At 63.1% G+C, this 24283-nt stretch carries 24 protein-coding genes; 7 read left to right on the forward strand and 17 right to left on the reverse strand.

Annotation, left to right across the window (positions count from 1 at the left end; translation table 11 throughout):
• Positions 1–3: 3 nt before the first annotated feature.
• The 9 genes from C0Z18_RS05000 to C0Z18_RS05035 all read right to left on the reverse strand — a co-directional run bounded on the left by C0Z18_RS05000 (position 4) and on the right by C0Z18_RS05035 (position 9778).
• Positions 4–1059 carry a branched-chain amino acid ABC transporter permease gene (locus C0Z18_RS05000; RefSeq protein ID WP_102644256.1) on the reverse strand — a complete coding sequence of 352 codons (1056 nt, stop codon included), beginning with the start codon at positions 1057–1059 and terminating at the stop codon, positions 4–6.
• Between the two features lie 139 nt (positions 1060–1198).
• The gene (locus C0Z18_RS05005; protein WP_102644257.1) at positions 1199–2356 is read right to left on the reverse strand and encodes an ABC transporter substrate-binding protein; all 1158 of its coding nucleotides are present in this window, start codon (positions 2354–2356) and stop codon (positions 1199–1201) included.
• A 37-nt stretch (positions 2357–2393) separates the two neighbouring features.
• Positions 2394–2831: a hypothetical protein gene (locus C0Z18_RS33145; protein WP_199189394.1), complete on the reverse strand. Its 438-nt coding sequence runs from the start codon at positions 2829–2831 to the stop codon at positions 2394–2396.
• A gap of 200 nt (positions 2832–3031) precedes the next feature.
• Positions 3032–4003, reverse strand: coding sequence for a branched-chain amino acid ABC transporter permease (locus C0Z18_RS05010; protein ID WP_102644258.1), 972 nt, complete (start codon positions 4001–4003; stop codon positions 3032–3034).
• Positions 4003–4887, reverse strand: a complete 885-nt coding sequence (locus tag C0Z18_RS05015) for a branched-chain amino acid ABC transporter permease (protein WP_102644259.1) — start codon at positions 4885–4887, stop codon at positions 4003–4005. Before C0Z18_RS05015 ends, C0Z18_RS05010 begins: the two co-directional genes overlap by 1 nt.
• A 69-nt stretch (positions 4888–4956) precedes the next feature.
• Positions 4957–6177 (reverse strand): ABC transporter substrate-binding protein, encoded by a 1221-nt coding sequence (locus C0Z18_RS05020; RefSeq protein WP_102644260.1) that lies wholly within the window; start codon positions 6175–6177, stop codon positions 4957–4959.
• 111 nt (positions 6178–6288) lie between these two features.
• Positions 6289–7056 (reverse strand): ABC transporter ATP-binding protein, encoded by a 768-nt coding sequence (locus C0Z18_RS05025; protein WP_102644261.1) that lies wholly within the window; start codon positions 7054–7056, stop codon positions 6289–6291.
• Complete coding sequence (locus C0Z18_RS05030; protein WP_102644262.1) at positions 7053–7832, reverse strand: ABC transporter ATP-binding protein; 780 nt, start codon at positions 7830–7832, stop codon at positions 7053–7055. Before C0Z18_RS05030 ends, C0Z18_RS05025 begins: the two co-directional genes overlap by 4 nt.
• A 242-nt stretch (positions 7833–8074) precedes the next feature.
• The gene (locus tag C0Z18_RS05035) at positions 8075–9778 is read right to left on the reverse strand and encodes a GMC family oxidoreductase (protein ID WP_102644263.1); all 1704 of its coding nucleotides are present in this window, start codon (positions 9776–9778) and stop codon (positions 8075–8077) included.
• Between the two features lie 132 nt (positions 9779–9910).
• Between C0Z18_RS05035 and C0Z18_RS05040 the strand changes: the two genes are divergently transcribed.
• Positions 9911–10807, forward strand: a complete 897-nt coding sequence (locus C0Z18_RS05040) for a LysR family transcriptional regulator (protein WP_102644264.1) — start codon at positions 9911–9913, stop codon at positions 10805–10807.
• Positions 10808–10878: 71 nt separating this feature from the next.
• On the forward strand, positions 10879–11412 hold the full coding sequence (locus C0Z18_RS05045; RefSeq protein ID WP_102644265.1) for a class IV adenylate cyclase: 534 nt from the start codon (positions 10879–10881) through the stop codon (positions 11410–11412).
• A 28-nt stretch (positions 11413–11440) separates the two neighbouring features.
• Here C0Z18_RS05045 and C0Z18_RS05050 read toward each other — a convergent pair whose 3' ends face one another.
• Positions 11441–11932, reverse strand: a complete 492-nt coding sequence (locus C0Z18_RS05050) for an Lrp/AsnC family transcriptional regulator (RefSeq protein WP_102644266.1) — start codon at positions 11930–11932, stop codon at positions 11441–11443.
• 137 nt (positions 11933–12069) lie between these two features.
• On the opposite strand from C0Z18_RS05050, the gene phhA reads away from it, so the two are divergent.
• A complete protein-coding gene (phhA, locus tag C0Z18_RS05055) occupies positions 12070–12957 on the forward strand; it encodes a phenylalanine 4-monooxygenase (RefSeq protein ID WP_102644341.1) in 888 nt (295 codons plus the stop codon).
• 124 nt (positions 12958–13081) lie between these two features.
• A complete protein-coding gene (locus tag C0Z18_RS05060) occupies positions 13082–13384 on the forward strand; it encodes a 4a-hydroxytetrahydrobiopterin dehydratase (protein WP_102644267.1) in 303 nt (100 codons plus the stop codon).
• A gap of 30 nt (positions 13385–13414) precedes the next feature.
• Here C0Z18_RS05060 and C0Z18_RS05065 read toward each other — a convergent pair whose 3' ends face one another.
• A complete protein-coding gene (locus tag C0Z18_RS05065) occupies positions 13415–13636 on the reverse strand; it encodes a DUF3717 domain-containing protein (RefSeq protein ID WP_102644268.1) in 222 nt (73 codons plus the stop codon).
• 120 nt (positions 13637–13756) lie between these two features.
• On the opposite strand from C0Z18_RS05065, the gene C0Z18_RS05070 reads away from it, so the two are divergent.
• The gene (locus tag C0Z18_RS05070) at positions 13757–14443 is read left to right on the forward strand and encodes a response regulator (RefSeq protein WP_102644269.1); all 687 of its coding nucleotides are present in this window, start codon (positions 13757–13759) and stop codon (positions 14441–14443) included.
• Between the two features lie 94 nt (positions 14444–14537).
• On the forward strand, positions 14538–16010 hold the full coding sequence (locus tag C0Z18_RS05075) for a sensor histidine kinase (RefSeq protein ID WP_102644270.1): 1473 nt from the start codon (positions 14538–14540) through the stop codon (positions 16008–16010).
• Positions 16011–16034: 24 nt separating this feature from the next.
• On the opposite strand, the gene C0Z18_RS05080 is transcribed toward C0Z18_RS05075, so the two are convergent.
• From C0Z18_RS05080 to C0Z18_RS05100, 5 genes are all read right to left on the reverse strand, one after another.
• On the reverse strand, positions 16035–16529 hold the full coding sequence (locus C0Z18_RS05080) for an SET domain-containing protein (RefSeq protein ID WP_102644271.1): 495 nt from the start codon (positions 16527–16529) through the stop codon (positions 16035–16037).
• A 185-nt stretch (positions 16530–16714) separates the two neighbouring features.
• Positions 16715–17434, reverse strand: a complete 720-nt coding sequence (locus C0Z18_RS05085; RefSeq protein ID WP_102644272.1) for a glutamine amidotransferase — start codon at positions 17432–17434, stop codon at positions 16715–16717.
• A 112-nt stretch (positions 17435–17546) separates the two neighbouring features.
• Positions 17547–18194 (reverse strand): MarR family winged helix-turn-helix transcriptional regulator, encoded by a 648-nt coding sequence (locus C0Z18_RS05090; protein WP_102644273.1) that lies wholly within the window; start codon positions 18192–18194, stop codon positions 17547–17549.
• Positions 18195–18742: 548 nt separating this feature from the next.
• Positions 18743–19861, reverse strand: a complete 1119-nt coding sequence (locus C0Z18_RS05095; RefSeq protein ID WP_102644342.1) for a YbdK family carboxylate-amine ligase — start codon at positions 19859–19861, stop codon at positions 18743–18745.
• Positions 19862–19903: 42 nt separating this feature from the next.
• Positions 19904–21106 (reverse strand): cation:proton antiporter, encoded by a 1203-nt coding sequence (locus C0Z18_RS05100; protein ID WP_102644274.1) that lies wholly within the window; start codon positions 21104–21106, stop codon positions 19904–19906.
• A gap of 151 nt (positions 21107–21257) precedes the next feature.
• On the opposite strand from C0Z18_RS05100, the gene C0Z18_RS05105 reads away from it, so the two are divergent.
• Positions 21258–21512, forward strand: coding sequence for a hypothetical protein (locus tag C0Z18_RS05105; RefSeq protein ID WP_146013936.1), 255 nt, complete (start codon positions 21258–21260; stop codon positions 21510–21512).
• A gap of 451 nt (positions 21513–21963) precedes the next feature.
• Here C0Z18_RS05105 and mnmC read toward each other — a convergent pair whose 3' ends face one another.
• Positions 21964–23931: a bifunctional tRNA (5-methylaminomethyl-2-thiouridine)(34)-methyltransferase MnmD/FAD-dependent 5-carboxymethylaminomethyl-2-thiouridine(34) oxidoreductase MnmC gene (mnmC, locus tag C0Z18_RS05110; protein ID WP_102644276.1), complete on the reverse strand. Its 1968-nt coding sequence runs from the start codon at positions 23929–23931 to the stop codon at positions 21964–21966.
• Positions 23932–24283: the final 352 nt, after the last annotated feature.

The raw sequence follows: 24283 nt of genomic DNA on the forward strand, positions 1-24283 counted from the left end.
CGCTCACTCCTCCTCTTCTTCTATGTGCGGAGTGACCAAGCTGCGCCACAGCAACACCGGAATGATGAGCGTGAAGACGATCACCTCTTTGTATGCGCTTGCCCAAAAGGACGAATACGATTCGAGCAGCCCGACGAGGATCGAGCCGGCAGCCGCGAGCGGATAGCTGACGAGACCGCCGATGATCGCGCCGACGAAGCCCTTCAAGCCGATCAAGAAGCCCGAGTCGTAATAGATCGTCGTCAACGGCGCCACGAGGATGCCGCAGAGCACGCCAAGCCCCGCGGCGAGCGTGAACGCGAGCCGGCCCGCTTGCGTTGTACCGATGCCGACGAGCCGCGCACCGAGCCGGTTCACCGACGTCGCGCGTAACGCCTTACCCGAGATCGACCGATCGAAGAACAAATAAAGCGCGACGATCATGACGAGCGCGGTGACCACGACCCATATGCTTTGGCCGGAGATGGAGACGCCGCCGACGCTTACCGACGCGTCGGAAAACGCGGTGGTGCGCGAGCCTTCGGCGCCGAACATCAGCAAGCCCAAGCCGACCATTGCGAAGTGCACGGCCACCGCGACGATCAACAGCAGCAGCGTGCTGGCCTCCGCGAGCGGCTCGTACGCCAACCGATAGATGAACGGCCCCATCGGCACGACGATCGCGAGCGTCAGCGCGATTTGCGCCGCCATCGGCAGCGTCAACGCATACGCATGCTGCGCGATCGCATACACGGCGATCGGGCCCAAAAGATAGCGGCTCGCGAGCGAGGTCAGCGCGCGCGACGCATGCCGTCGCCGCTCGGGATGCCGCACGAGCGCGGTGACCTCCAAGACGAAACATGCCGCCCCGAGCACCGGCAGCAACACGGCGGTCGCCGGGAACTTCTGCGCCTGCAGCATCGCAAGCGTCAGCGCCCCGTATGAAACGAACTCCCCTTGCGGGATGAAGATGACGCGCGTGACGGAAAAGACGAGCACGAGCGCCAGCGCGAGTAGCGCATAGATGGCACCGGTCGTGATGCCGTCTTGCGCGAGGATCGCCGCAATCGATAAATCCATGCTGGTTTGAGTCCTGTGCCTACGACTCTACGAATCGACGGAAGTCAGAGGAGATACCGCGCGCGGGGCCTCGGCGCGCGGCACGAACTTGCCGCATGAACTACACGGCGGGCAATGAGCGAGGCCGAAACCTGCCCGATCAATTGTCGAGCAGCTTCCACTTGCCGTCGACGACCTCCACCATCACGCGCGCGCGTTGATCGAGCCCGTTGTGGTTAGCCGCGGACGTGTTCATGACGCCTTGAGAAATCGGCAGTTCCTTGATGTTCTCGAGTGCATCGCGCAACGCCGAGCGGAACGCTTCGGTGCCCGGCTTCGCCTTCTTGAGCGCCTCGGGAATCGCACGCTGCAGCATCTGCCCGGCGTCCCAAGCGTGACCGCCGAACGTCACGACGCTGCCCACACCATAGACCCTCTCATACGCGTTCTTGTACGCCAACGCCGACTGCTTCACGGGACTGTTGCCGGGGAGCTGATCGGCGACGAGGATCGGACCCGACGGCAAAATCGTACCCTCGCAATCCTTGCCGCACACGCGCAAGAAGTCATTGTTGGCCACGCCGTGCGTCTGGTAGATCTTGCCCTTGTAACCGCGCGTCTTCAGCTCCTTCGCCGGCAGTGCCGCGGGCGTACCCGAGCCGGCGATCAGCACGGCATCGGGATTGGCGCTCATGACGCGCAGCACCTGGCCGGTGACGGAGGCGTCCGTACGGTTGTACTTCTCGCTAGCGACGACCTTCAGATGATCCGCGGCGGCCGCTTTGGCGAACTCCGCGTTCCAGCTGTCTCCATACGCATCGGCGAAACCGATGAAGCCCACGGTCTTTATCCCGTGCTTCGCCATGTAATCGGCGATCGCGTTGGCCATCAGGCCGTCGTTTTGGGGCGTCTTGAACGCCCATTTCCGCTTATCGTCCATGGGCTCGACGATTTTCGCCGAAGCCGCCAGCGAGATCATGGGCGTCTTCGCCGCCGAGGTGGGATCGAGCATCGCGAGCGAGTTCGGCGTCACGGTGGAGCCGACGATCGCGTCCACGTGATCCTCGTCGATCAGCTTATGCACGTCCTGCACTGCCTTACCCGTATCGGAGCCGTCGTCGAGCACGATGTACTGCACGCTCTTGCCGTCGATCTCCTTGGGCAACAATGCGATTGTATTTTTCTCGGGAATGCCGAGCGATGCGGCGGGCCCCGTCGTCGAGAGAACGACACCGATCTTCACCTGCGCGAAGGCCGCCGTTGCACCGCACATCATTGCCACCGCCAAGCTGCCGCGTACCCATTGCTTCATCGTCATTGCTGATCTCCTGAGGCTTTCGCGAGAAAGCGCGTTGTCATTGCCGGCTCATCGGCCGGCTCGATCGTTGGTGTAGCGAATGCGAATTCGCGCCGGCAAACGCATTCACCGACCGATCGTAGCCGATCGTGCCGGCGGAGGCCGTCGATGCCGCACGCAAACAACAAAAAGAAACGGAAAAAGAAAAAAAGCGCGAGAGGGACCGCGGCCTATCGGGGCTGCGTTTCGCGCGTATCGAGAAGATGTTCGGGGAAGAGTCTTTGCGCTGCGGATGCGGCGAGGGGCGGCCGTGCCGATCCGCGAATGCGTCGCGATTTACATCGAGCGAACGCACAAATAAAAAGCGCTGTTGGATACCATCCAACAGCGCTTTCGTCCGGGCACTGAGTGCCTCGATTGTCTCCTCGTTCTCCACCTGTAAATTCGGTGCATCAGAACTGAGACGAAGATTAAACAACCCCGTCTTCTCCCACAACCTAGCACTTTCCCTAGTGGTGCATAGCAGCACACAATTCGAGCAAGCACGCATCGTTTCAGGCCGCGCGAGCACGCCGCCCGGCGTCGCATCGCCGCCTAGCCCCATCCCGCTGAGGGCGACCGAGCCCCGTGAACGTGCAAGGGCTGCGCGCGCAAGCCATGGCGCGCCGCAGCGCAACCGCCCCACCGCCGCCACGCTCACCCGCGCAACGGCCGCACGCGGGCGACGATCTCGCCCACGATCCCGCGCCTGAAGGCCAGCACGCAAGCGATGAAGACGATACCGATGACGATCGTCGTCGAGTCGCCGAGCGAGGCGAACCAATCGATGTGCGTCAGCGCGGACAATGCACCCCCGATATCGCCGAGCCGTTCCTCGAGCGTCACCACGAGCGCCGCGCCGAGCAACGGCCCGAATAGCGTGCCCATGCCGCCCACGAGCGTCATCAGGATCACTAGACCCGACATCGTCCAATAGGCATCGCCGAGCGTCTCGAAGCCGAGCACGAGCACCTTCAACGCCCCCGCGAAGCCCGCGATGCCCGCGGAAAGCACGAACGCCAAGAGCTTGAAGCGGTCGGTGTCGTAACCGAGCGAGATCGCGCGCGGTTCGTTCTCGCGAATTGCCGTCAACACCTGGCCGAACGGCGAATGAACGATGCGCACGATGAGCAAGAACGCCGCCGCGATCGCAGCGAGCACGACGTAATAGAGCGTGAGATCCGACGACAGACTCAGGATGCCGAACAGCTTGCCGCGCGCGACGCCTTGCAAGCCATCCTCGCCGCCCGTAAACGGCGCCTGCAGAAAGACGAAGTAGACGAGCTGCGCGAGCGCGAGCGTGACCATCGCGAAGTAGATGCCCTGGCGCCGAATCGCAAAGAAGCCCGCGGCGAGCCCGAGCAACGCAGCCGCGGCCGTGCCGGCGAGGACGCCGAGCTCGGGCGTGAGGCCGACGGTCTGGATCGCGTAGCCCGTCACGTAGCCGGCGGTGGCGAGAAACATCGCATGGCCGAACGAGAGCAGTCCCGTATAGCCGATCAGCAAGTTGAACGCGGCCGCGAACAGCGCGAACGTGAGCACCTTCATCACGAACACGGGATAGGCGCCCGCCCATGGCGCCACGATGAGCCCCACGAGCAAGAGGGCGTAAAGCGCTTTCCTTTGCATTACCGCTCCTTGCCGAAAAGACCCGCGGGGCGCACGAGCAAAACGAGCGCCATGATGACGAATACGACCGTGGCCGAAGCCTGCGGATAAAACACGCGCGTTAGGCCCTCCACGATGCCCAGCATCAGCCCGGTCAGGATCGAGCCCATGATCGACCCCATCCCGCCGATCACGACGACCGCGAACACGGTGATGATCATCGGCTGCCCCATCAGCGGGGACACTTGAATCACGGGCGCGGCCAGCACGCCGGCGAACGCGGCGAGCGCCACGCCGAAGCCGTATGTCAGCGTGATCATGAGCGGCACGTTCACGCCGAACGCCTCGACGATCTTGGGGTTCTCCGTTCCCGCGCGCAGGTAGGCGCCGATCCGCGTCTTCTCGATCACGAACCAGGTGGCGAAGCACACGACGAGCGAGGCGAGCACCACCCACGCTCGATAATTGGGCAGATACATGAAGCCGACGTTCGTTGCGCCCGCAAGCAGTTCCGGCACGTCGTAGGGTTGCCCCGAGGAACCGTAGATCGAGCGGAACACGCCCTCGACGACGAGCGTGAGCCCGAAGGTCAGCAGCAGGCCGTAGAGGTGGTCGAGGCGATAGAGCCAGCGCAGCATCGAGCGTTCGATGACGATACCGACGATCGCGACGATAAAAGGCGCCACGACGAGCATCGTCCAATACGACAGGCCGAAATAGGAAAGCCCCATCCACGCGAGCATGGCGCCCAGCATGAACAAGGCGCCGTGCGCGAAATTGATGACGTTGAGCATGCCGAAGATCACGGCCAGCCCGAGGCTCAGGATCGCATAGAACGACCCGTTGACAAGCCCGAGCAAGAGCTGGCCCAGCATGGCCTGCAACGGAATGCCGAAGATGTCCATTGAACCTGCCGTCAGAGAGAAAAGACGCGCGCCGAGCGGCGCGCGTCGTCACCACACACTAGCGATCGATTATTTCCACAGATCGCACTGCGTTTCAGCCTTCGTGCCGAACGCTTGATCGCCCGGGATCGTCGCCTTCAGCGTGTAGTAGTCCCAAGGCTTCTTCGATTCGGCCGGCGTCTTCACCTGGAACAGGTACATGTCGTGCAGCATCACGCCGTCGGGGCGAATGGAGCCCTTTGCATAGAAGTCGTCGATCTTCTGGCTGTGCAACTGCGCCATCACCTTGTCCGGATCGGTCGAGCCGACGGCCTTCACGGCGTTCAGGTAGTCCATCGTTGCCGAGTAGTCCGCCGCTTGCAGGCTGGACGGCATCTTGCCGGTCTTCTTGAAGTACTTCTGCGCCCAAGCGCGCGACTTATCGTTCTGATCCCAGTACCAGCTATCGGTCAGCAACAAGCCTTCCGCCGTCTGCAGGCCGACGCTATGCACGTCGTCCAGGAACATCAGCAGCGCGGCGATCTTCATCGTCTTCGTGATGCCGAATTCCTTGGCCGCTTTCAGCGAGTTCACCGTGTCGCCGCCCGCGTTGGCGAGCCCGAGCACTTGCGCCTTCGACGACTGCGCCTGCAGCAAGAACGAAGAGAAATCCGATGCCGACAGCGGATGCAACGCGTTACCGAGAACCTTGCCGCCGTTGGACTCGACGACCTTCGCCGTGTTGCTCTCGAGCGATTTGCCGAAGGCGTAGTCGGCGGTCAGGAAGTACCAATTCTTGAAGCCCTGCTTCACGATCGCCGAGCCCGTACCGCGTGCGAGCGCGGTCGTGTCATACGCGTAGTGGACCGTGTAGGGCGTGCATTGCTTGTTGGTCAGCGCGTCCGTGCCCGCGCCGATCGAGAAGTACGGACGCTTCTTGTCTTTGATGACGTCGTTCATCGCGAGGCCCGTGGCCGAATTGGTCCCGCCGACGAGCATGTCCAGGCCTTCCGTGTCGATCCACTTGCGCGCCGTGGAGGCGGCGATGTCGGCCTTGTTCTGGTGGTCCTGGGTCAGCAGCTTGATCGGCAGTCCGTTGACCTTGCCGCCGAAATCATCGATCGCCATTTGGATCGCGGTGGCACCGCCCTTGCCGTCGATATCGGCGTACAGCCCCGACATATCCGTGATGAAGCCGATCGTGACTTGGCTTTCGGCCGCTTGCGCGTGCTGCGCGGCGAACGAGGCGGCGAATGCGGTACCGGCGACTGCGAGAGTGCGAACAGCGCTTGCAAGCAACTTGATCCTCATTGGTATCTCCTTCTTCGCTTTTGGTTGTGCATGCAACTTTTTTCGTCGGCGCGTCGAACTCCATCCGGATGAAGACGAGCGCGCATCCAATGGCATAGTGCCCGTGAATAATCAGACGCCGAGTAAATCGTGCAGCACCGGCATCTTGCCTTCCAACTCGCTCGCGACGAAGTGCTCGACGATACGCCCATGCTCCATGACATAGAAGCGATCGGCCAGCGGCGCCGCGAAGCGGAAGTTTTGTTCGACCATGACGATCGTATAGCCGCGCGCCTTGAGCGTGAGAATCATGCGCGCCAGCGCTTGTACGATGACGGGGGCGAGGCCTTCGGAGATTTCGTCGAGCAGCAACAAGTTCGCGCCCGTGCGCAAGATGCGCGCGACGGCGAGCATTTGCTGCTCGCCGCCCGAGAGCCGCGTGCCCTGGCTCATCCGGCGTTCCTTCAAATTCGGGAACATCTCGTAGATCTCGTCGAGCGACATCGCGTTGTCCGATGCGCCGACCATCGGCGGCAGCAACAGATTTTCCTCGCACGACAGGCTCGAGAAGATCGCGCGCTCTTCGGGGCAATAACCCACGCCGCAGTGCGCGATCTTATGCGTCGGCATCTGAATGGTTTCGCGCTCGCCGATGCGCACGGAGCCCGTGCGCCGGCCGGTCAGACCCATGATCGCGCGCAGCGTCGTCGTTCGACCCGCACCGTTGCGGCCGAGCAAGGTCACCACCTCGCCGCGCCTGACGGTCAGATCGACGCCGTGCAAGATGTGCGATTCGCCGTACCACGCTTGCAGGTCCGAGATCGTCAATGCGGCCGCCGCACCGGCCAGTGCTTCGCTCGTGCCGCTCACGGCGACGGTTTCCGACTGCGTGTGGTTCATCCGTGCGCCCCCGTCAACGCAGCGTCGGCGCTGCCCATGTAAGCCTGCATGACGAGCGGGTTCTTCGATACCTCGGCATAGCTGCCTTCCGCGAGCACCTCGCCGCGTTGCAAGACGGTGATCGTGTCGGAGATACCCGCGATCACGTTCATGTTGTGTTCCACCATGAGAATCGTGCGGCCCGCCGATACCTTCTTGATCAGCGCCGTCACGCGATCGACGTCCTCGTGCCCCATGCCTTGCGTCGGTTCGTCGAGCAGCATGAGTTCGGGCTCCATCGCCAGCGTCGTCGCGATCTCGAGCGCGCGTTTGCGCCCATACGAGAGTTCGACCGTCAGCGTATCGGCGAAATCGGTCAAGCCCACTTGAGCCAGTAACTCGTGCGCGCGATCGTCGAGACGATTCAGCGTCCGCGCACTACGCCAGAAGTGATAAGAGGTACCGAGCGTGCGCTGCAAGCCGACGCGCACGTTTTGCAAGACGCTCAAATGAGGAAAAACCGCCGAGATCTGAAACGAGCGGATGATGCCGCGCCGCGCGATTTGGGCGGGACGCTCGCGTGTGATGTCGACGTTGTTGAAGACGATCTGCCCCGCACTGGGCTCGAGAAACTTCGTCAGCAAGTTGAAGCACGTCGTCTTGCCCGCGCCGTTCGGGCCGATCAACGCATGGATCGAACCGCGGCGTACACGCAAGTTCACACCGTTCACGGCCGTGAAGCCCTTGAACTCTTTGGTCAGCCCGCGTGTTTCCAAAATCGTGTCGCCGAGAATCATGTCCCCTTCCATGCGAAGTCAGGCAAACACTGCATATGGCACGCGCTTGTCGAGCGCGGCGCTTGCCGGACGGTGCGCCCCCGGTAGACGGGGCGGCCGCCGTTTATGGCATGGTGCATCAATGCGGAGAGGTCGGCCCCGCCCCATGCGGCATCGCGCATTGTCGCGCCATTGATGCAGCGCAATCATAGGGATTTGCACTAGTGCTTAATTGTGTAAGCAAGCAATTCGCGCGAGGCGCGTCACACGGCCGTCACGATGGAAGCGGCCCCGGCATCGGGCACCGACGATGCGCGAGCGCGACGATCCGCGCGAATCATCTCGCTCGCGCGCTCGGCGATCATCAGCGTGGGCGAGTTCGTGTTGCCCGATGTGATCGTGGGCATCACCGATGCATCGACCACGCGCAGTCCGGTGACGCCCAGCACGCGCAACCTCGAATCGACCACGGCGCCGGGATCGCCGGCCGTACCCATGCGGCATGTGCCGACTGGATGGAAGATCGTAGTCCCCACGGCGCCGGCGGCTTGCACGAGTTCTTCCTCGGTCTGGTAGCGGGGCCCGGGTAGGATCTCCTCGGGCGCGTAACGCGCGAGCGCCGGCGCTTGTACGATACGGCGCGTGAGCCGCAGCGCATTGGCGGCCACGTGCCGATCGTAATCGGTGGACAGATAATTGGGCGCGATCACGGGCGGCGCGAGCGGGTCCGGCGATTCGATATGGATGCTGCCGCGCGAGGTGGGCCGCAGCGGGCAAGCGGACGCCGTAAACGCGTTGAAGCGGTGCAGCGGTTCGCCGAAGCGATCGAGCGAGAGCGGCTGCACGTGGTATTCGATGTCGGGTCGAGTGATCGATGCATCGTGCTCCGAGGACTTCGCGAAAGCGCCCAACTGCGAGGGCGACATCGACATCGGGCCACTGCGCCAGAGCGCGTATTGCATGCCGATGAGCAGCTTGCCCCACCAATGCGCCGTCATCGTGTTGAGCGTGCGCACGCCGCGCACGCGATACGCCGTGCGCAATTGAAGGTGGTCTTGCAAGTTCTCGCCGACGCCGCGCGCGTCGTGCACGACCTCGATACCGAGGCCCTGCAAACGCGCCCCATTGCCGACACCGGAGAGTTCGAGCAATTGCGGAGAATTGACGGCGCCCGCCGCCAACACCACCTCGATCCTTGCACGCGCAACGAACTCGCGCGTGCCGGAGGCGCCTGCACGCCGGTAGACGACGCCTGTGCAACGTTTTGCATCGTCGAAGCTGAGCCGCCGAACCTGCGCGTCGGTCACCACGGTGAGATTCGGGCGTTCGAGAGCCGGGCGCAAAAATGCCTTCGATGCGTTCCAGCGCACGCCACGCTTTTGGTTGACCTCGAAGTATCCGACCCCGCTGTTGTCGCCTCGATTGAAATCGTCGGTCGCGGGAATACCGGTTTGCTGCGCGGCCTCGCGAAACGCTTCTAGGACCTGCCATTTGAGCCGCTGCTTCTCGACGCGCCACGCTCCGCCCGAGCCGTGCCACGCGTTAGCGCCGCCATGATGATCCTCGCTGCGCTTGAACACGGGCAACACCGCGTCCCACGACCACGACGCGTCACCCGTTGCGCGCGCCCATTCGTCGTAATCCTCGCGCTGGCCTCGCATGTAGATCATGCCGTTGATCGACGAGCTGCCGCCCAGCACCCGCCCGCGCGGATACGCCAGCGAGCGCCCGCCCAAGCCCGCCTCCTCGCGCGTACGGTACAGCCAATCGGTGCGCGGGTTGCCGATGCAGTACAGATAGCCGACCGGCACGTGGATCCAGTGATAGTTGTCCTTGCCGCCCGCCTCGATCAGCAGCACGCTCACTTGCGCATCCTCGCTGAGCCGGTTCGCCAGCACGCATCCCGCCGTGCCCGCGCCGACGATGACATAGTCGAACTCGCCTTCGAAAATCGTCTCGTTGGTCATGACGTGCCCCGCCTCACATCGAATGAAATGAAAAATGCCGCACCCTTGGCAAACCGAGCGTACCCGCCAATGTGACCCGAAATCCAATGAGTTCTCCTCAACGGCGATATAAGCCGCGCTAATATCGCCGCCATGGACCTTACTTTGCTTCGAGCCTTCGTGACGGTCGCGCGCGTCGGCAACCTCACGCGCGCCGCCGCACAGCTCCATCTGACCCAGCCGGCCGTCAGCCTGCAGATCAAGAATCTGCAGGAAGCGCTCGACGTGGCGCTGTTCGTGCGGACCCCGCATGGGCTCGCGCTGACGCGCGACGGGCAAGCGCTCCTGCCGCACGCGGAGCGCGCGCTCGCCGCGGCGGGCGACGTCGAGCGCGCGGCGGCGGCCTTGCGCCAGGAAGTGCGCGGGCGGCTGCGTATCGGCACCATCCTCGATCCGCAGTTCCTGCGCCTCGGGGGCTTTCTGAAGCAACTCGTCGAAACCTATCCCCAGATCGAAACGGCGTTGCGCCACGGCATGTCGGGCTGGGTCGCGGAGCAAGTGCGCACGCGCGAACTCGACGTCGGTTATTACATCGGAGAAAGCGCCGAGGACGGTATGCCCGATGCGCTGTTTCACGTCGCAACGCTAACGCGCTTTCAATACCGTGTGCTCGCGCCGGCCGGCTGGAAGGAACGCGTCGGCCCCTCGCCGGATTGGCGCTCGCTGGCGGCGCTGCCCTGGATTTGGACGCCGCCCGCGTCCGCGCACAACCGGCTGCTGTCGCGCTTGTTCGCGCAAGCCGGCGCCGATCCGGTCAAAGTCGCCGAGGTCGATCAGGAGACGTCGATGCTCGATCTCGTCAAATCGGGCGTCGGTCTTTCGCTGGCACGCGACGCGATCGCCATCGAGCAAGCGCACACGCACGCGCTCACCATCGTCGAAGGCGTGACGGTGCCGACTCAATTGACGTTTATCGCGTTGGCCGAGCGCATGGACGAGCCTGCGATCGCATGCGCGTTCAAGCTCATCGAAGCCCAATGGACCATTTGACCTAGTACGAAGTTGGCGGACACGGATCGCCGCTTTTTGTTAGATTCGTCACGTTTCGACAGGAGCTCGACATGGCACGCAACATTGAACTCAAAGCGCACGCCCGCGCGTTCGACGAACTGCGCGAGCGCGCCGCCGCCCTCGCGGACGACGCACCGCTCATCTTTCGTCAACAAGATTTCTTCTACGACGTGCCGCGCGGCCGTTTGAAGCTGCGTCAATTCGACGACGGCACGCCCGCGGAACTGATCTTCTATCAGCGCGACGACCGCGACGGCCCGAAGGCGTCGTACTACTCGCGCAGCCCGGTCACGAACGCCGATGCCATGCACGCGCTCCTCGCACAAGCGCTGTCCACGCGCGGCATCGTGACCAAGGAGCGTCACGTCTATCTGACGGGGCGTACACGAATTCATCTGGACCGCGTCGACGGCCTGGGCGATTTCATCGAACTCGAGGTCGTGCTCGCGCCCGACGATAACGAGGAAGACGGCGCGGCCGAGGCGCACGCGCTGTTCAAGCAACTCGGCGTGGCGCAAGCCGATCTCGTCGCCGTGGCTTACGTCGACCTACTCAATGACGGGCTCGGAGGCCGCGCCGCCTGACTGCCGCGATACCGTACGCGGGGGCGGCTCAGGCCTGCGCCGTCCCCGGTGCGAGATGATCGAGCGGCAAGGGGCCGTTGCGCTTGAACGTCGTCAGCACGATATTCGAGCGCACGCTGTCCACGCCGGGCACGCGCATGAGCTTTTTCATGACGAACGACGAAAGCGCGTTCAAATCCGGCGCGACGATACGAAGCAAATAGTCGGCATCGCCCACCACGGCGTGACATTCGAGCACTTCGGGCAGCACGTCGATCTGCTGCTGAAACTGTTCCACGATCGAGTCGCCGTGATGCTTCAGTTTCAGGCTCGTGAAGGCCATCACGCCGAGGCCGAGTTTCTCGGGCCGCAACACGACGCGATAGCCATCGATTACGCCCAACGCTTCGAGCCGTTGAAGGCGGCGGCCGATTTGCGAAGGCGAAAGCGGCACACGCTCGCCAAGTTGCTGGTGGGTGGCGCGTCCGAAGCGCTGTAGCACCTCGAGCAGCGCCAAATCGAAGTGATCGAGATCGAGCATGAGGAATTCCCGCGCAAATATTGAAAAACGTGCGCGATTATCGCATATTCATGCGATCAATCGACAAATATGCGCCCTATCCGCGCGAGGCCCGCACTAGACTTGCATCGAACGTCATATCGATGCAGGTACCTGTCATGTCCGCCACCGCCGAACTCACCGAAAGACCCGAAACGCGCCCCGTTCCGCGCGACGATTTCACCATCGATCAGCCGCTCGAGCGTTATGTCGATACCGACCATGCCGTTTGGGCCCATTTGTATGCGCGCCAGGCTTCGTTGCTGGAGGGCCGCGTGTGTCACGCGTTTCTCGAGGGGCTCGGCAAGCTCGATTTGCCCAAAAACCGGGTCCCGTCGTTCGCCGCGCTCAATCGCAGGCTGCGCGCCGCGACGGGCTTCGAGATCGTCGCCGTGCCGGGGCTCGTCCCCGATCGCGTATTTTTCGAGCACTTGGCCAATCGGCGATTTCCGGTGACCTGGTGGATGCGCCGGCCCGATCAACTCGACTACTTGCAAGAGCCCGACTGCTTTCACGATTTGTTCGGTCACGTGCCGCTGTTGATCGATCCTGTCTTCGCCGACTACATGCAGGCATATGGCCGCGCCGCGTTGGCGTTCGCGCACGATGCGAACGCGCTGCCGCTCTTTGCCCGGCTCTATTGGTACACGGTGGAGTTCGGCCTGATACGTGATGCCGCCGCCCCGAACGGCATGCGCGTGTACGGCGCCGGCATCGTATCGAGCAAGAGCGAAACGCTCTACAGCTTGGATAGCGATAGCCCGAATCGAATCGGTTTTGCGCTCGAACGCGTTCTGCGCACACGGTATCGGATCGATACGTTCCAAAAGACCTATTTCGTTATCGACGACTTCCGGCAATTGTTCGATATCGCACGAGCCGACTTCGCCAAGCTCATCCCCGCATTCGCCGGCGCCCCGGCACTGGGCGCCGGGGACGTTTTGCCGGGCGATGCCGTCATCACGCGAGGAAGCGGCCAAGGTTGGGCTCGCGAAGGCGACGTCTAAAGGCAGACGGCATGCGCCGAGCGGTGCAAGCGCACTTGTGAAAGAATGGCCGGATGATCATGGCGCGGGCACGGCGATCGGGTCGATTCCCCTCCCATGTCCGCAACGAACAGGAGGTGATGCAATGATCCACAAACTGACCTCGGAGGAACGCGCGACGCAACTTTCGCAATTGTCCGGCTGGCAAGCGGTGACCGGGCGCGACGCGATTCACCGGCAATTCAAATTCGCCGATTTCAACGAAGCCTTCGGTTTCATGACGCGCGTGGCGATCAAGGCGCAGGAAATGAACCACCATCCCGAATGGTTCAACGTCTATCACACCGTGGATATCACGCTGACGACGCACGACGCGCAAGGCGTGACCGAGCGCGACATCGCGTTGGCGCACTTCATCGAGGACGTCGCGAAACGTACGCGCGGCTAACACGGTCCTTACGTGGTTTCTTACGTATCGCTAACCCCGCCCGGCCCGCACGTATGCTTCCCACGCATCGCGTGCGGCCGCCTCGAGTCCGTCCGACGATACGGTGCCGCGACGCTGTACAATCATCAGCGCATACGGCTTGGACAGTGCGCTAGCCTCTTTGCACAAGCTGAGCTCATCGCCGCTCGAAGGCGAACGAGCACGCCAAAAGTTGATCGCGGCTTCGAGTTCGTTGATCGTTATCTCGGACATGTTCGTGATCATTTGGCGGGCTCCGGAGCTTGACCTGCGGCGGCACGCTTTGCTGTGTGGCGAAGGCATCGCCGGTCGGCGTGCCACGAACGCGTAATCCATTGTACTTGAGCGAATTCCATGCGACTCCTTCTGATCGAAGACGACCGCCCTATTGCGCGCGGCATCCAAAGCAGCCTCGAACAAGCCGGGTTCACCGTCGACATGGTTCACGACGGGATCTTTGCCGAGCAAGCACTCACGCAAAACCGCCACGAACTGGTCATCCTCGATCTGGGTCTGCCCGGCATCGACGGCATGACGCTGCTCTCGCGCTTTCGGCAGTCGAACCGTCATACGCCCGTGATCGTGCTGACGGCGCGCGACGAGTTGAACGATCGCGTGCAAGGGCTCAATGCCGGCGCCGACGACTACATGCTCAAGCCGTTCGAGCCGGCCGAGCTCGAAGCGCGGATTCGCGCCGTCATGCGCCGCAGCGGCCCGCATAGCGATATTCCGCGTCCCGAAGTGTCGCTCGGCGGCGTACGTCTGTCGGGCGTCGATCGCCGCATCTTCAACGATGACAAGCCGCTCGAGCTCTCCCCGCGCGAATTCGCCGTACTCGAGATGCTGCTGATGCGCCATGGCCGCGTCGTCAGCAAAGCGCAACTGCAGGATCATTTGACGCATTTCGGCGGCGATCTCGGCGATACGGCGATCGAAGTCTACGTGCACCGGGTGCGCAAAAAGCTCGAAAACTGCCGCGTAGAGATCGTGACGGTGCGCGGTTTCGGCTACCTGTTGCAGGAAATCCGCCAAGCCTCGTGACCTATTCGGGCCTGGGCCGCCGGCGCCTCGCCGGTGGGCCTGGGACCGCTCGCGCATCGCGTCCTTTCCATCTCGTTCGAGACGACCCGCCACCATGCAGCACGCCGCCGCGACCAGCTTGCGCCGCTCGCTTTTGCGCCGGCTCGCCGCGCCGCTCTCCATGCTCGCGCTGATGAGCGGCCTCATCGCCTATTGGCTCGCGTGGCAATACACGCAGCACGTCATCGATCGCTCGTTGGCCGATCTCGCGACCGCCATCTCCAAGCAGGTTCAGATCGCGGGCCCGAATGCCCGTTCGACGGTGCCCCCACTCGCGCAAGCGATGTTCTCCGATCCGAGCGACCAACTGATTTATCGCATCAGCGACGGCGAACATGAAATCGCGGGGCAAGAGGCGCTGCCCTTGTTCGGTACGCGAGTGCGCGAGCAACGCGCCGCCTATGTCTTCGAAGCGCAATTCGAAGGCATGCACGTGCGCGTGGCGCAAGTACGGGTCATCCAAGCCGCCGGCAATCCGATCATCGTGGAAGTGGCGCAGCCGTTGCGTCATCGCTACCGCATCGCGGCCGAATTTCTCGTCGCGATCATGATGCCGCTGCTGTTGCTGCTGTTCGCGGGATGGGGCATCGTTTGGCGCGTGGTCAATCAGCAACTCAATCCTTTGACCGCGCTGGCCGATTCCCTCAATCGACAAACGCACATGTCGCTCGAGCCCGTCGACGAAACCTTCGTGCCGATGGAGATTCAACCGCTCACGAGCGCCATGAACGCATTGGTCGTCAGGCTGAAGACGGCGCTGGATGCCCAGCGTAAATTCATCGCCGACGCCGCACACCAGCTACGCACACCGCTCACGGCCGTCAAACTCCATGCGGAACAGGCCGCCAACGCGCGCGATCCGAATCAGACGCTCGTCGCGGTACACGAGTTGCGCGCCGCGGCCGATCGCGCCGTGCGGCTCTCGAATCAATTGTTATCGCTCGCTCGCGCGGAGCCCGGCGCACAGGCTGCACGCTTCGCCGAATTCGATATCGCCTCGCTCGCCTTCGAGACGGGGGCCGAATGGGTGCCGCGCGCGTTGGCCGCGCACGTCGATCTCGGCTATCAGCGATTGGACTGCTCCGCGCAAGACAAGCCGCTCATCGTACGCGGCAACCCGGTACTGCTGCGCGAGGTCATTGCGAACTTGCTGGACAACGCGCTCAAGTACCTGCCGGCGGCAAGACCGGACGGCAATGTCACCGTGACGGTGAGAGAAACGGCCGATGAACACGGCGCGTGCGTGGCCGAGATCGCCGTCGAGGACAACGGCTCGGGCGTACCGGCCGGTTTGCAGGCCGATTTGTTCAAACGATTTTTTCGGGGCGACCGTCAAGACACGGCCGATCCCGGTGTCGAATCCGGTGCGGGCTTGGGCCTGGCGATCGTGCACGACATCATGAACCTGCACGGCGGCAGCGTGCGCTATGAAGATGCGGCCGGCGGCGGCGCGCGCTTCGTCTTGCGCATCCCGCTGGCGACCCCGGCGAGCACGAGCCCGGACACCGCACAGGCGGCGCACTCCTAGCTCGGATGCGCCGCGCCGCGAGACTCAACCCTTACCGTTCTTCTTGCCGTTCTTCTTGCCGTCCTTTTTGCCGGGCTTCGGAGCGAGCATCGTCCCACGGCATTTGCGCGCGCCGCACCGGCATGCGTATTCGTCTTTGAGCTTCTTCGTTTGGCGCGCGTCGATCACGAGACCGTAATCGTAAAAAAGCTCCTCTTCGGCCGCGATATCGCGCAGCGCATGGATGAACACGCGGCCATCGACCTCCTCCGCTTCACAATTGGGCGCGCACGAGTGGTTGATCCAGCGCGCGCTGTTGCCGTTCACCTTGCCGTCGATGACGCGGCCGTCCTCAAGGGCGAAGTAGAACGTGTGATTCGGTTCGGCCGGGTTATGCGGATGCCGTCGCAACGCTTCCTTCCACGAGATGCGCTCACCTTTGTATTCCAGCAGACGCTCACCCTCCTTCAGCGGCACGGCGGCAAACACACCCTTGCCATGCACGCCGGACTGGCGCACGACCAACTTGCGTGAACTCATCGATAAATCCTCAGATAAACCTGGGTGCCGCGGGCAAGCGGCAGTACGTTTTCGATCGCGGGATGGAAAACGCGGCGCCGAAGGGGCGCCGCGCTAGGCAGTAACGTCGTCGACGTCACAAAGCGCCAATCGTACACGCGGACGGTAACTTCGTTCAACGTCGCGCGAACGAATTTGCATCTTCTTTATCCGTTGCCGGCGGCAATCGTGTCCAGCCACTCGCCGAACGTCTCGTGCGCCGCCCGTTCCAGCGCCGGGCCGAAACGCTCCGTATCCGCGCGCAGCCGTATCGCGTCGATGCCCGGCGTCGTCGCTATCTCGCTCGCATGTCCGATCAGCCAGCGCTCGAAACGATCGGCGCGGATTTCGGGATGACATTGAAAGGCCAACACGTTCGAGCCCCAAGCGAATGCCTGGTTCTCGCACGCGGTGGTGGAAGCGAGCCGGACGGCGCCGGACGGCAAATCGAACGTATCGCCATGCCAATGCAACATCGAGGTGCGGGAGCCGTCGAGATGCCGCACGGGCGAGTGCCGGCCGGCTTCGGTCAACGTGAGCGGCGACCAGCCGATTTCCCTTTGCGGCGCCGCGTGGACGCGTGCCCCGAGCACACGCGCGATCAACTGCGCGCCCAAGCAGATGCCGAGCGTCGGCAGGCCCGCTGCGATACGCTTTTCCAGCAATGCGAGAAGCGGCTTCAAGGTGGGATACGAGAGATCGTCGTAAGCGGCGATCGGACCGCCGAGCACCACGGTCAGCGCCGGACCCTCGGGCCTAGGCGCCTCGACCCGAGCCAGACCGACGTCGAGATAGCGCACCGACCACGCGCGCTCCCCGAGCACGGGTTCGAGCGTGCCGAGATCCTCGAAATGAACGTGGCGGATGGCAAGCGCTTCGCGATTCAACGACCCCTCCCGGCGAAGATGGACTGACCGGGAACACGGACCGGCCTCTCATTCGTTTGCAGGAACATAAAGACGGCACACCCGCGCACGGGCGGATGTCGGCCCAAGCCGCTTACGCGGCGCTTTGCGCGAAGATCTTCCAGGTCTTCTTTTGGGTCAGCGAGTCGGCTTCTTCATGAAGCGGGCAATCGAGCCGCAACTGCGCATCGCCGATCGGCATCTCGAGCGCCGCGCACCGATGCGGGGCTTTCTTGGGATTTTTGCTGGCTTCGAAGTGCTTGCACGTCACGCACATACGATGCGTGGGGATATCGCCTTGAACTTCCAATTGGCGAATCATCTTGATCATCGTGCGGTAGAAGACGGCTTGTTCCTCGTCGCGCAGCGTGCCGATGGCCTCCGCCAAAAAATCGGGCCACTGCTGTGCGCGCTTGGCCGCGGTGCGGCCGCGAGAGGTGAGCTTAACGGCGAGCGCCCGGCCGTCCTCGGTCGTGCGCCGCTTTTCGATGAGGCCCTTCGCTTCGAGCGTGCTGACGGCGTCGCTCGTCGTGGCGGCCGTGAGCGCCGTTTCGCGAGCGATCTCCCCGAGCCGCAGCGGATTCTTGCGCTGCATGAGCAACACGAGGATCTCACCTTGCGTAGGCGTAAGCCCTGCGCTTTCAGCCCATTCCCACGCTTGGCTGCGCATCGCCGTGCTTAAGCGTAGCAAGCCGTGGGTCACGCGCCCGGTAGCCTGCTCTCCGTATACACCTTCGCTCATAGTCTTTGTTCGCTATTTCGCAATTGACAGCATGCTGCTGCTGATTCGGTTGCCTGCTCGCGCCTTGCCTCGCAGCGCCCCGGCAGCCCCGTCGGACGGCTCGCATCGTGCTCGCGCGTGCCGATTTTACTATTTCAGAAGCGCCCCGACCGTCGGCGTGTAATTCCGCCCTTCCGAGGACGATCGCCACAGGCCAGCATCAGCGCATTTGTTTTACATCGAAGCCGCGTCACGGATGTGACTTTCGACCCGACAGACGCGCCATTTTAAGCGACGAGGAAAAATAGTACAGCTAAGTTATTCAGTGGTCGTTGTGGACAAGCTATGTATAACTACTCTGGACGATTGTGCGTCATTTCTGGATAACGTCGGACCAAAATGAAATGCCGCTTGAGTTGCCCCGAGCTCATACCAGTTCCACACCCGAGAACCATGCGGTTATGGTTTTTGCAGGTGGTTGAAGCGTCGAGGAAAAATGAAGTTTTCCACAGACGCTTGCACCCCTTGTTAACTACTACTACGTATGTATACGTGTAAACGTAAACAAACTAAACCCCACGCCATCGGAGGCACTGCTGACGAACGGCTTCGTGCAACGACTTCTCTTTTGCAACGACGCTGCGTAGCCATGTTGCATCGTTGACCTGCCCTTGTGCGATGCCGGCTATTTCGCGCAATGCGGCGGAAGAATGAAGCGCTTCGCCATGCGGCTCGATCACGCGGAGCGTCTCGAGGATGTCCTCGAATATCGGCCGGCGCTCGCCCGTTTGCGGATTGATGCAAGTGCCCCCGAGCCCGAAACGGCACGCTTCGAAACGGTTGAACGTGTAGACGAGGTAGTCGTCCTCCTTCGGTACGAACGGCCGATCGAGCAGCAAGTGCCGCGCGAGCGTCTGGATGTACGAAGCGATCGCCGCGGCACGGTCCACGGACAGCGGTGTGTCCATCACGCGAACTTCGATCGTGCCGAATCCCGGCTTGGGGCGAATGTCCCAGTAGAAATCTTTCATGCTGTTGACGACGCCTGTCGCCACCATCTTCGAGAAATACTCTTCGAAGCCGGCCCAGGTCAGCACGAACGGCGCGCGGCCCGACAACGGGAACGCGAATACCGAGTTCAGCCGCGCGGAATGAAACCCGGTGTCCACACCCTGCACGTAGGGCGAGGACGCCGACAGCGCAATGAAATGCGGAATGAATCGCGACATGGCGTGCAGCAGGAATAACGCGCTGTCCGGATCGGGGCAGCCGATGTGCACGTGTTGGCCGAAGACGGTGAATTGCTTGGCCAAATACCCATAGAGCTCGGACAGGTACTGAAAGCGCGGCGCATCGAAAATCTGCCGTTCGCTCCATTGCTGGAACGCGTGCGTACCGCCGCCGGCGAGCCCCACGTTCAATTGATCGGCCGCCGCGACGAGCGTATCGCGCAGCGTGCGCAATTGCGAGAGCGCTTCCTCGTGCGAATTGCAGATGCCCGTGGACAGCTCGATCATGCTCTCGGTGATTTCGGGCGTGATGTTGCCGGGCACCTTTTGATCTTTGACGAGCCGCATCAGATCGGAGGCGGCCTTCGTGAGATCGTAATCGTGCGTGTTGACGACCTGGATCTCGAGCTCGACGCCGAACGTGAACGGTTTTGAATTGATAAACGGTTCGAGTGCCATGACTTTTTCCTTCTGTTGACCCATTGGGGCTTGCGAGCGGCTTTAAGCGCGCCGCTCGCCGACGAGCGCGAGAGAGCGGTACACGAGCCAAGGCCCGACGAGTTGCAGCACGACGATGGAGCACATGACGACCGCGCGCAGCGTGGGATCGAAGTTCGGATACAGCGCATAGGTATCGTCGACGAGCAAGTACGCCAGCGCCGACATCGGCGAGAGCGACAAACCGAGCGCCACGCCCTGCTTCCAACCGATTCCGCTCGGCTTGGCAAAGGCGAGCACGCCGACGAGCTTCGCGACGAAGCGCGCCACGATCAGCAAGAGCGCCGCGACCCCGCCGAGCGCGATGTCGCGCCATTCGAAGGCGGTCAAGGTGAGGACGAACAAGATCACCGTCAGCAGCCAGCCCGCGGTGCCGAAATGCACGGGCCAAAGCTGGGGCTTGGCCTCGAGGTTCTTCACGATGATCCCGGCGGCGAGCAGGCTCAAGATCGTCGAAAGATTGAACAGATGGGCGATCGCGATCGCCAGCAGCACGAGGCCGAACAAGGCGACGAACGAATGCTCATCCTGCACTTGCATGAAGCGATAGAAGAACATGCAGGCCTTGGCGAGCACATACGCCAGCACGAGCGAGCCGACGAGCAGATACAACGGCTGAATGATCGTCGCGAAAACGTTGCCGTAGATCTCCTGATGCAGCCAACCCGAGGCGATCTTCTCGATCACGACCGCGTACATGCTGTTGAGCGCGGTGAGCGTCAGCAGACGCTGCGTGACTTGGCCTTCCGCGCGCAGCTCCGTCTTCAGTTGGATCACCATGGCCGGCGAGGTCGACATCGCGATCGCGGCGATCACGGTCGCGACGGCGCCGCCGATGTGCGCCGCCAAGAGCGCCGCCAACACGAGGACGAAGGTTAGCGTCGCCTCGGCCAAGCTCGACGCGACGAGCCAAGGGTTGCGGCGAATCCAGCGCAGATCCAGGCGGCCGCCGAGCTCGAACAGGAGCAGGCCCAAGGCCACGTCGAGCAACAGGCGCAAGGTACCGCTAGAGCTCGCGTCGATCGTGCCGAGGCCGGCCGCGCCCGCGATGAGTCCGATCACGGCATAGCCGGAGATCCGCGGAAGGCGCCAGGCTCGATAGCAGAGTTCGCCCAGCAAGCCGGCAACCAGTAAGGCCAGCCCGGCCCAAAAGACGGCATCGGGCACGAAAGGCCAATGCGGGAGGAACGAAAACGCCGATTTCATCTGATAGCTGCTCCTTTACGGATAAGCCGCGCAAGGCGGTAGCCTCGGTCGCGGCGCATTCTCGTGGCTTACTTGTCCGGTTTCGCGGCGAGGTGCCGCAACGCGGACGGAAACGATGGTGCCGACGGTTCGGCGGTGGCCGACCGTGGCGATGACGAAACGCGCCGAAATCGACGCGCGGCGCCGAGCGCTCAGGCAGAGCGCGGCGCGTGCCCGGCACGACGCAATGGGAGACGGCAGCGCTAGCGGCCCGCTCGCGCTAGCCGGACAAGCCCTGACCGCCCCCGTGGACGCGGCGCACGCACGGTGCGCCGCCATGCAACTGGTGCAAGAGGAACACGGATTGTGCCATAGCTTGCTGACAACTCCCACGATTCATCGTCCATTTGCATTTATCTCGGTATAAACGACATGTGATTTCGTAATGCGGAGGAAAAATGGCCGATTTCTCCTTGCGTTTGGCTTGCAAATCAGGGTTCGGACAGACGACTTGGCTTGACTTTCCATGTTCGGATTCTTGGACAGCACTGGGCCGGCGGCGTGCGTGGTTAGATAGGGTTTACTGTTTACATATGTATACGTAGTAGCAGTTAACAAAGGGGGCACAATTCTGTGCACAACCCTTGTTTACGCAGCCGTATCAAGACCTTAGGAAATGCATAACCGCATGTGCAGGGTGTGCGGGGCCGATGGGTTTCGAGGCATAACTTTGCGCGTTTTTCGGCGCGGCTCGAGTTGTCCCGTATACGTCCACATCGAGCTCACACGAATTTCATCCACGATTCGCCCGCTTATCCACATGTGCCGGTGGATAACTTGGCGGATGAGGCCGACAGCGCGTCCATTGCGGCAGTAGGCTAGGACCGGTCCAACGTGCCTTGCCGCAAAGCGCGCTGCAATTGACGCGCGGGGTCCAGTGCCTCGGCGAGATCGCGTTCGAGCGGCCAAGGCTCGCCTTCGAGTTGAGAGGCGACGAGCTCGGCGCCGAGCGATGCCCAAACCAGCCCGCGCGAGCCGAATGCGAAGCTGCCGTAAAGGCCTGAGGCGCGCGGCAGGTCGAGCGGCCAGGCGCCGCGCAGCGAGGCTGCTCGCGCTTCGCTCGCCGCTTCGTCGGCGAGCGGTCCGATCATCGGCAGGCGATCGCTCGTCACGCACCGAAAGGCCACGCGGCCCGTCAGCGCGCGCGGGTCGATCGCGCGCGCTTGCGCAAAGCCGGGCAGCAGCCTTGCCAGCCGCGCTAGGTTTTCGGTATGACTTTCGGTGCGTAGATCGCCGCCCGTGTCGTCGAGGTCGTAGCTGGCGCCGGTGAGCAAGCCATCGGCAAGGGGAATGGCATAGCCGTCGCCGATCAGCGGTACGCGTAGCGAAGGCGTCGCGCTCGGCGGCAGCCGCGTCAATTGGCCGCGCACGATGCGTGTTTGGCCGTGGCGCAGGCCGGCCGCGCGCGCCGCATCGTTCGCATTGGCGAAAATGACGACCGGCGCGGTCGCGATCGCCCGATCGTGCGCGTCGAGGATCGTCCACGCATCGCCCCCGCCCGCGATGCGTGCCGCTTCGATACCCGTGCGCCATGTGATCGCTTCGCCCGCCTGCGCGCCGAGCGCCGCGCACAGCGCGGCCGGATCGAGCGCGCCGCCTTGTGGATAGAACCATCCGGCGCCCGCCACGCCGATGCCGGCGATCGCTTGCGCCTCGCTCGCCGATACCGGCTGCACGAGCGCGCGCGGGTGGCCGAGCGTGTCGATCGACTCGGTCAGCGCGCGCGCCTCGTTATCGTCTTCGGCGATTTCCAGCAGGCCTTCGCGCGTGCGCGCGAAACGGTGCCCGGCCTGCTCGAGCGCGCTCCATCGTTGCATCGCGTAAAGAAAGCCGGCGCGCGTGATTTTCGAGGCGACGCTGTCGTCGCGCGAGAGCAAGGGGTGAAACACGCCGGCCGGATTGCCCGACGCTTCGGCACCCGGCCGCGCGCGCCTGTCCACGATCGTCACGCGCCAGCCGCGCGCGGCCAGCCTTTCGGCCAGCGCGCAACCTGCCAAACCGGCGCCGACGACGATCGCATGCCGCTCGCTCGCGGCGAACGGGGCCGGCGGTTCATGGCGCCGCACGCGCCAGCGCGGCGTGAAGCGGCCGACGAGCATCGTGCGTTTGCCCGCGAATCCGTCCGCCTTCTCGCATTCGAATCCGGCGTCGGTCAAGGCGCGCCGGACGTGGCCCGCACAGGTGTAGGTCGCGAGCGTCGCGCCTTCGCCCGCGATTCGCGCCAATGCCTTGAAGATGGGCGGCGACCATAGATCGGGGTTCTTGGCCGGGGAAAAGCCGTCGAGATAGAACGCATCGGCGCGCAGCGACAGCTTGGGCAATAGGTCCAGGGCGTCGCCGAACGCGATCGTCAGCGTGACACGGGCGTTTTCAAACTCCAAGCGGTGCAGTCCCGGCGTGAGAATCGGCCACGCGCGCGTCAACTGCGCGGCCAGCGGGGCGAGTGTTGCGTCCGCAACTATCCGCGCATGGAGCGTCTCGAGGTCGGCGGCGCTGAACGGATGCTTCTCGACCGAGACGAATGCGAGCCGGTCGCAGCGCATCGGATCGTCCCGCCACGCCTTCCACGTGGCCAAAAAGTTGCCGCCGATACCGAAGCCCGTTTCCACGATGGTGAATAGACGCCGGCCGCGCCAGCGCCGCGGCAAGCCGTTGCCGCTCAGAAAGACGTGCTCGGCCTGGGCGAAAGCGCCCGCGGCGCTGTGATAGATGTCGTCGTAAGGGGGAGAAAACGGCGTGCCGTCGTCGCGAAAGGCCAAAATGGCGGGAATCAGCTTGGAACTCATCGTCGAAGCGAAAACTATGGGCGGTGACCGAGCCGGGCTAAGGGGCTACCCTAACCCGCTCGCGCGTTCGGAGCGCCAATTCGCCGCAAACCTATGCTGGGCGGGGCTTTGCGAGCGTTGGCAAAATCCAACGACATATGGGCGTAACGTCGCGAAGCCCTTGGCAGCAAGGGTTCGCGGGTATGACAATGCTCAAACCCAGCGCCGACAAGGCTCTTCCGCGCTAAATTCTTTGGGAGCCTTGCCGTTATTGGGTTTGCGCTGAGCTATCATAGCAAGCGCCGCAAGGCCGTAGGCCCAGGGGTTCAGCGCGACCGAGCGGCGCACGCTTCGCCACAGCTACTCGACGGCA

This window comes from Trinickia dabaoshanensis, assembly GCF_002879885.1.
GTDB lineage: Bacteria > Pseudomonadota > Gammaproteobacteria > Burkholderiales > Burkholderiaceae > Trinickia > Trinickia dabaoshanensis.

Coding starts and splice junctions, on each gene's coding strand:
- C0Z18_RS05000 (WP_102644256.1), bottom strand. CDS start 1,059: ATGGATTTATCGATTGCGGCGATCCTCGCGCAAGACGGCATCACGACC.
- C0Z18_RS05005 (WP_102644257.1), bottom strand. CDS start 2,356: ATGACGATGAAGCAATGGGTACGCGGCAGCTTGGCGGTGGCAATGATG.
- C0Z18_RS05010 (WP_102644258.1), bottom strand. CDS start 4,003: ATGCAAAGGAAAGCGCTTTACGCCCTCTTGCTCGTGGGGCTCATCGTG.
- C0Z18_RS05015 (WP_102644259.1), bottom strand. CDS start 4,887: ATGGACATCTTCGGCATTCCGTTGCAGGCCATGCTGGGCCAGCTCTTG.
- C0Z18_RS05020 (WP_102644260.1), bottom strand. CDS start 6,177: ATGAGGATCAAGTTGCTTGCAAGCGCTGTTCGCACTCTCGCAGTCGCC.
- C0Z18_RS05025 (WP_102644261.1), bottom strand. CDS start 7,056: ATGAACCACACGCAGTCGGAAACCGTCGCCGTGAGCGGCACGAGCGAA.
- C0Z18_RS05030 (WP_102644262.1), bottom strand. CDS start 7,832: ATGATTCTCGGCGACACGATTTTGGAAACACGCGGGCTGACCAAAGAG.
- C0Z18_RS05035 (WP_102644263.1), bottom strand. CDS start 9,778: ATGACCAACGAGACGATTTTCGAAGGCGAGTTCGACTATGTCATCGTC.
- C0Z18_RS05040 (WP_102644264.1), top strand. CDS start 9,911: ATGGACCTTACTTTGCTTCGAGCCTTCGTGACGGTCGCGCGCGTCGGC.
- C0Z18_RS05045 (WP_102644265.1), top strand. CDS start 10,879: ATGGCACGCAACATTGAACTCAAAGCGCACGCCCGCGCGTTCGACGAA.
- C0Z18_RS05050 (WP_102644266.1), bottom strand. CDS start 11,932: ATGCTCGATCTCGATCACTTCGATTTGGCGCTGCTCGAGGTGCTACAG.
- phhA (WP_102644341.1), top strand. CDS start 12,070: ATGTCCGCCACCGCCGAACTCACCGAAAGACCCGAAACGCGCCCCGTT.
- C0Z18_RS05060 (WP_102644267.1), top strand. CDS start 13,082: ATGATCCACAAACTGACCTCGGAGGAACGCGCGACGCAACTTTCGCAA.
- C0Z18_RS05065 (WP_102644268.1), bottom strand. CDS start 13,636: ATGTCCGAGATAACGATCAACGAACTCGAAGCCGCGATCAACTTTTGG.
- C0Z18_RS05070 (WP_102644269.1), top strand. CDS start 13,757: ATGCGACTCCTTCTGATCGAAGACGACCGCCCTATTGCGCGCGGCATC.
- C0Z18_RS05075 (WP_102644270.1), top strand. CDS start 14,538: ATGCAGCACGCCGCCGCGACCAGCTTGCGCCGCTCGCTTTTGCGCCGG.
- C0Z18_RS05080 (WP_102644271.1), bottom strand. CDS start 16,529: ATGAGTTCACGCAAGTTGGTCGTGCGCCAGTCCGGCGTGCATGGCAAG.
- C0Z18_RS05090 (WP_102644273.1), bottom strand. CDS start 18,194: ATGAGCGAAGGTGTATACGGAGAGCAGGCTACCGGGCGCGTGACCCAC.
- C0Z18_RS05095 (WP_102644342.1), bottom strand. CDS start 19,861: ATGGCACTCGAACCGTTTATCAATTCAAAACCGTTCACGTTCGGCGTC.
- C0Z18_RS05100 (WP_102644274.1), bottom strand. CDS start 21,106: ATGAAATCGGCGTTTTCGTTCCTCCCGCATTGGCCTTTCGTGCCCGAT.
- C0Z18_RS05105 (WP_146013936.1), top strand. CDS start 21,258: ATGACGAAACGCGCCGAAATCGACGCGCGGCGCCGAGCGCTCAGGCAG.
- mnmC (WP_102644276.1), bottom strand. CDS start 23,931: ATGAGTTCCAAGCTGATTCCCGCCATTTTGGCCTTTCGCGACGACGGC.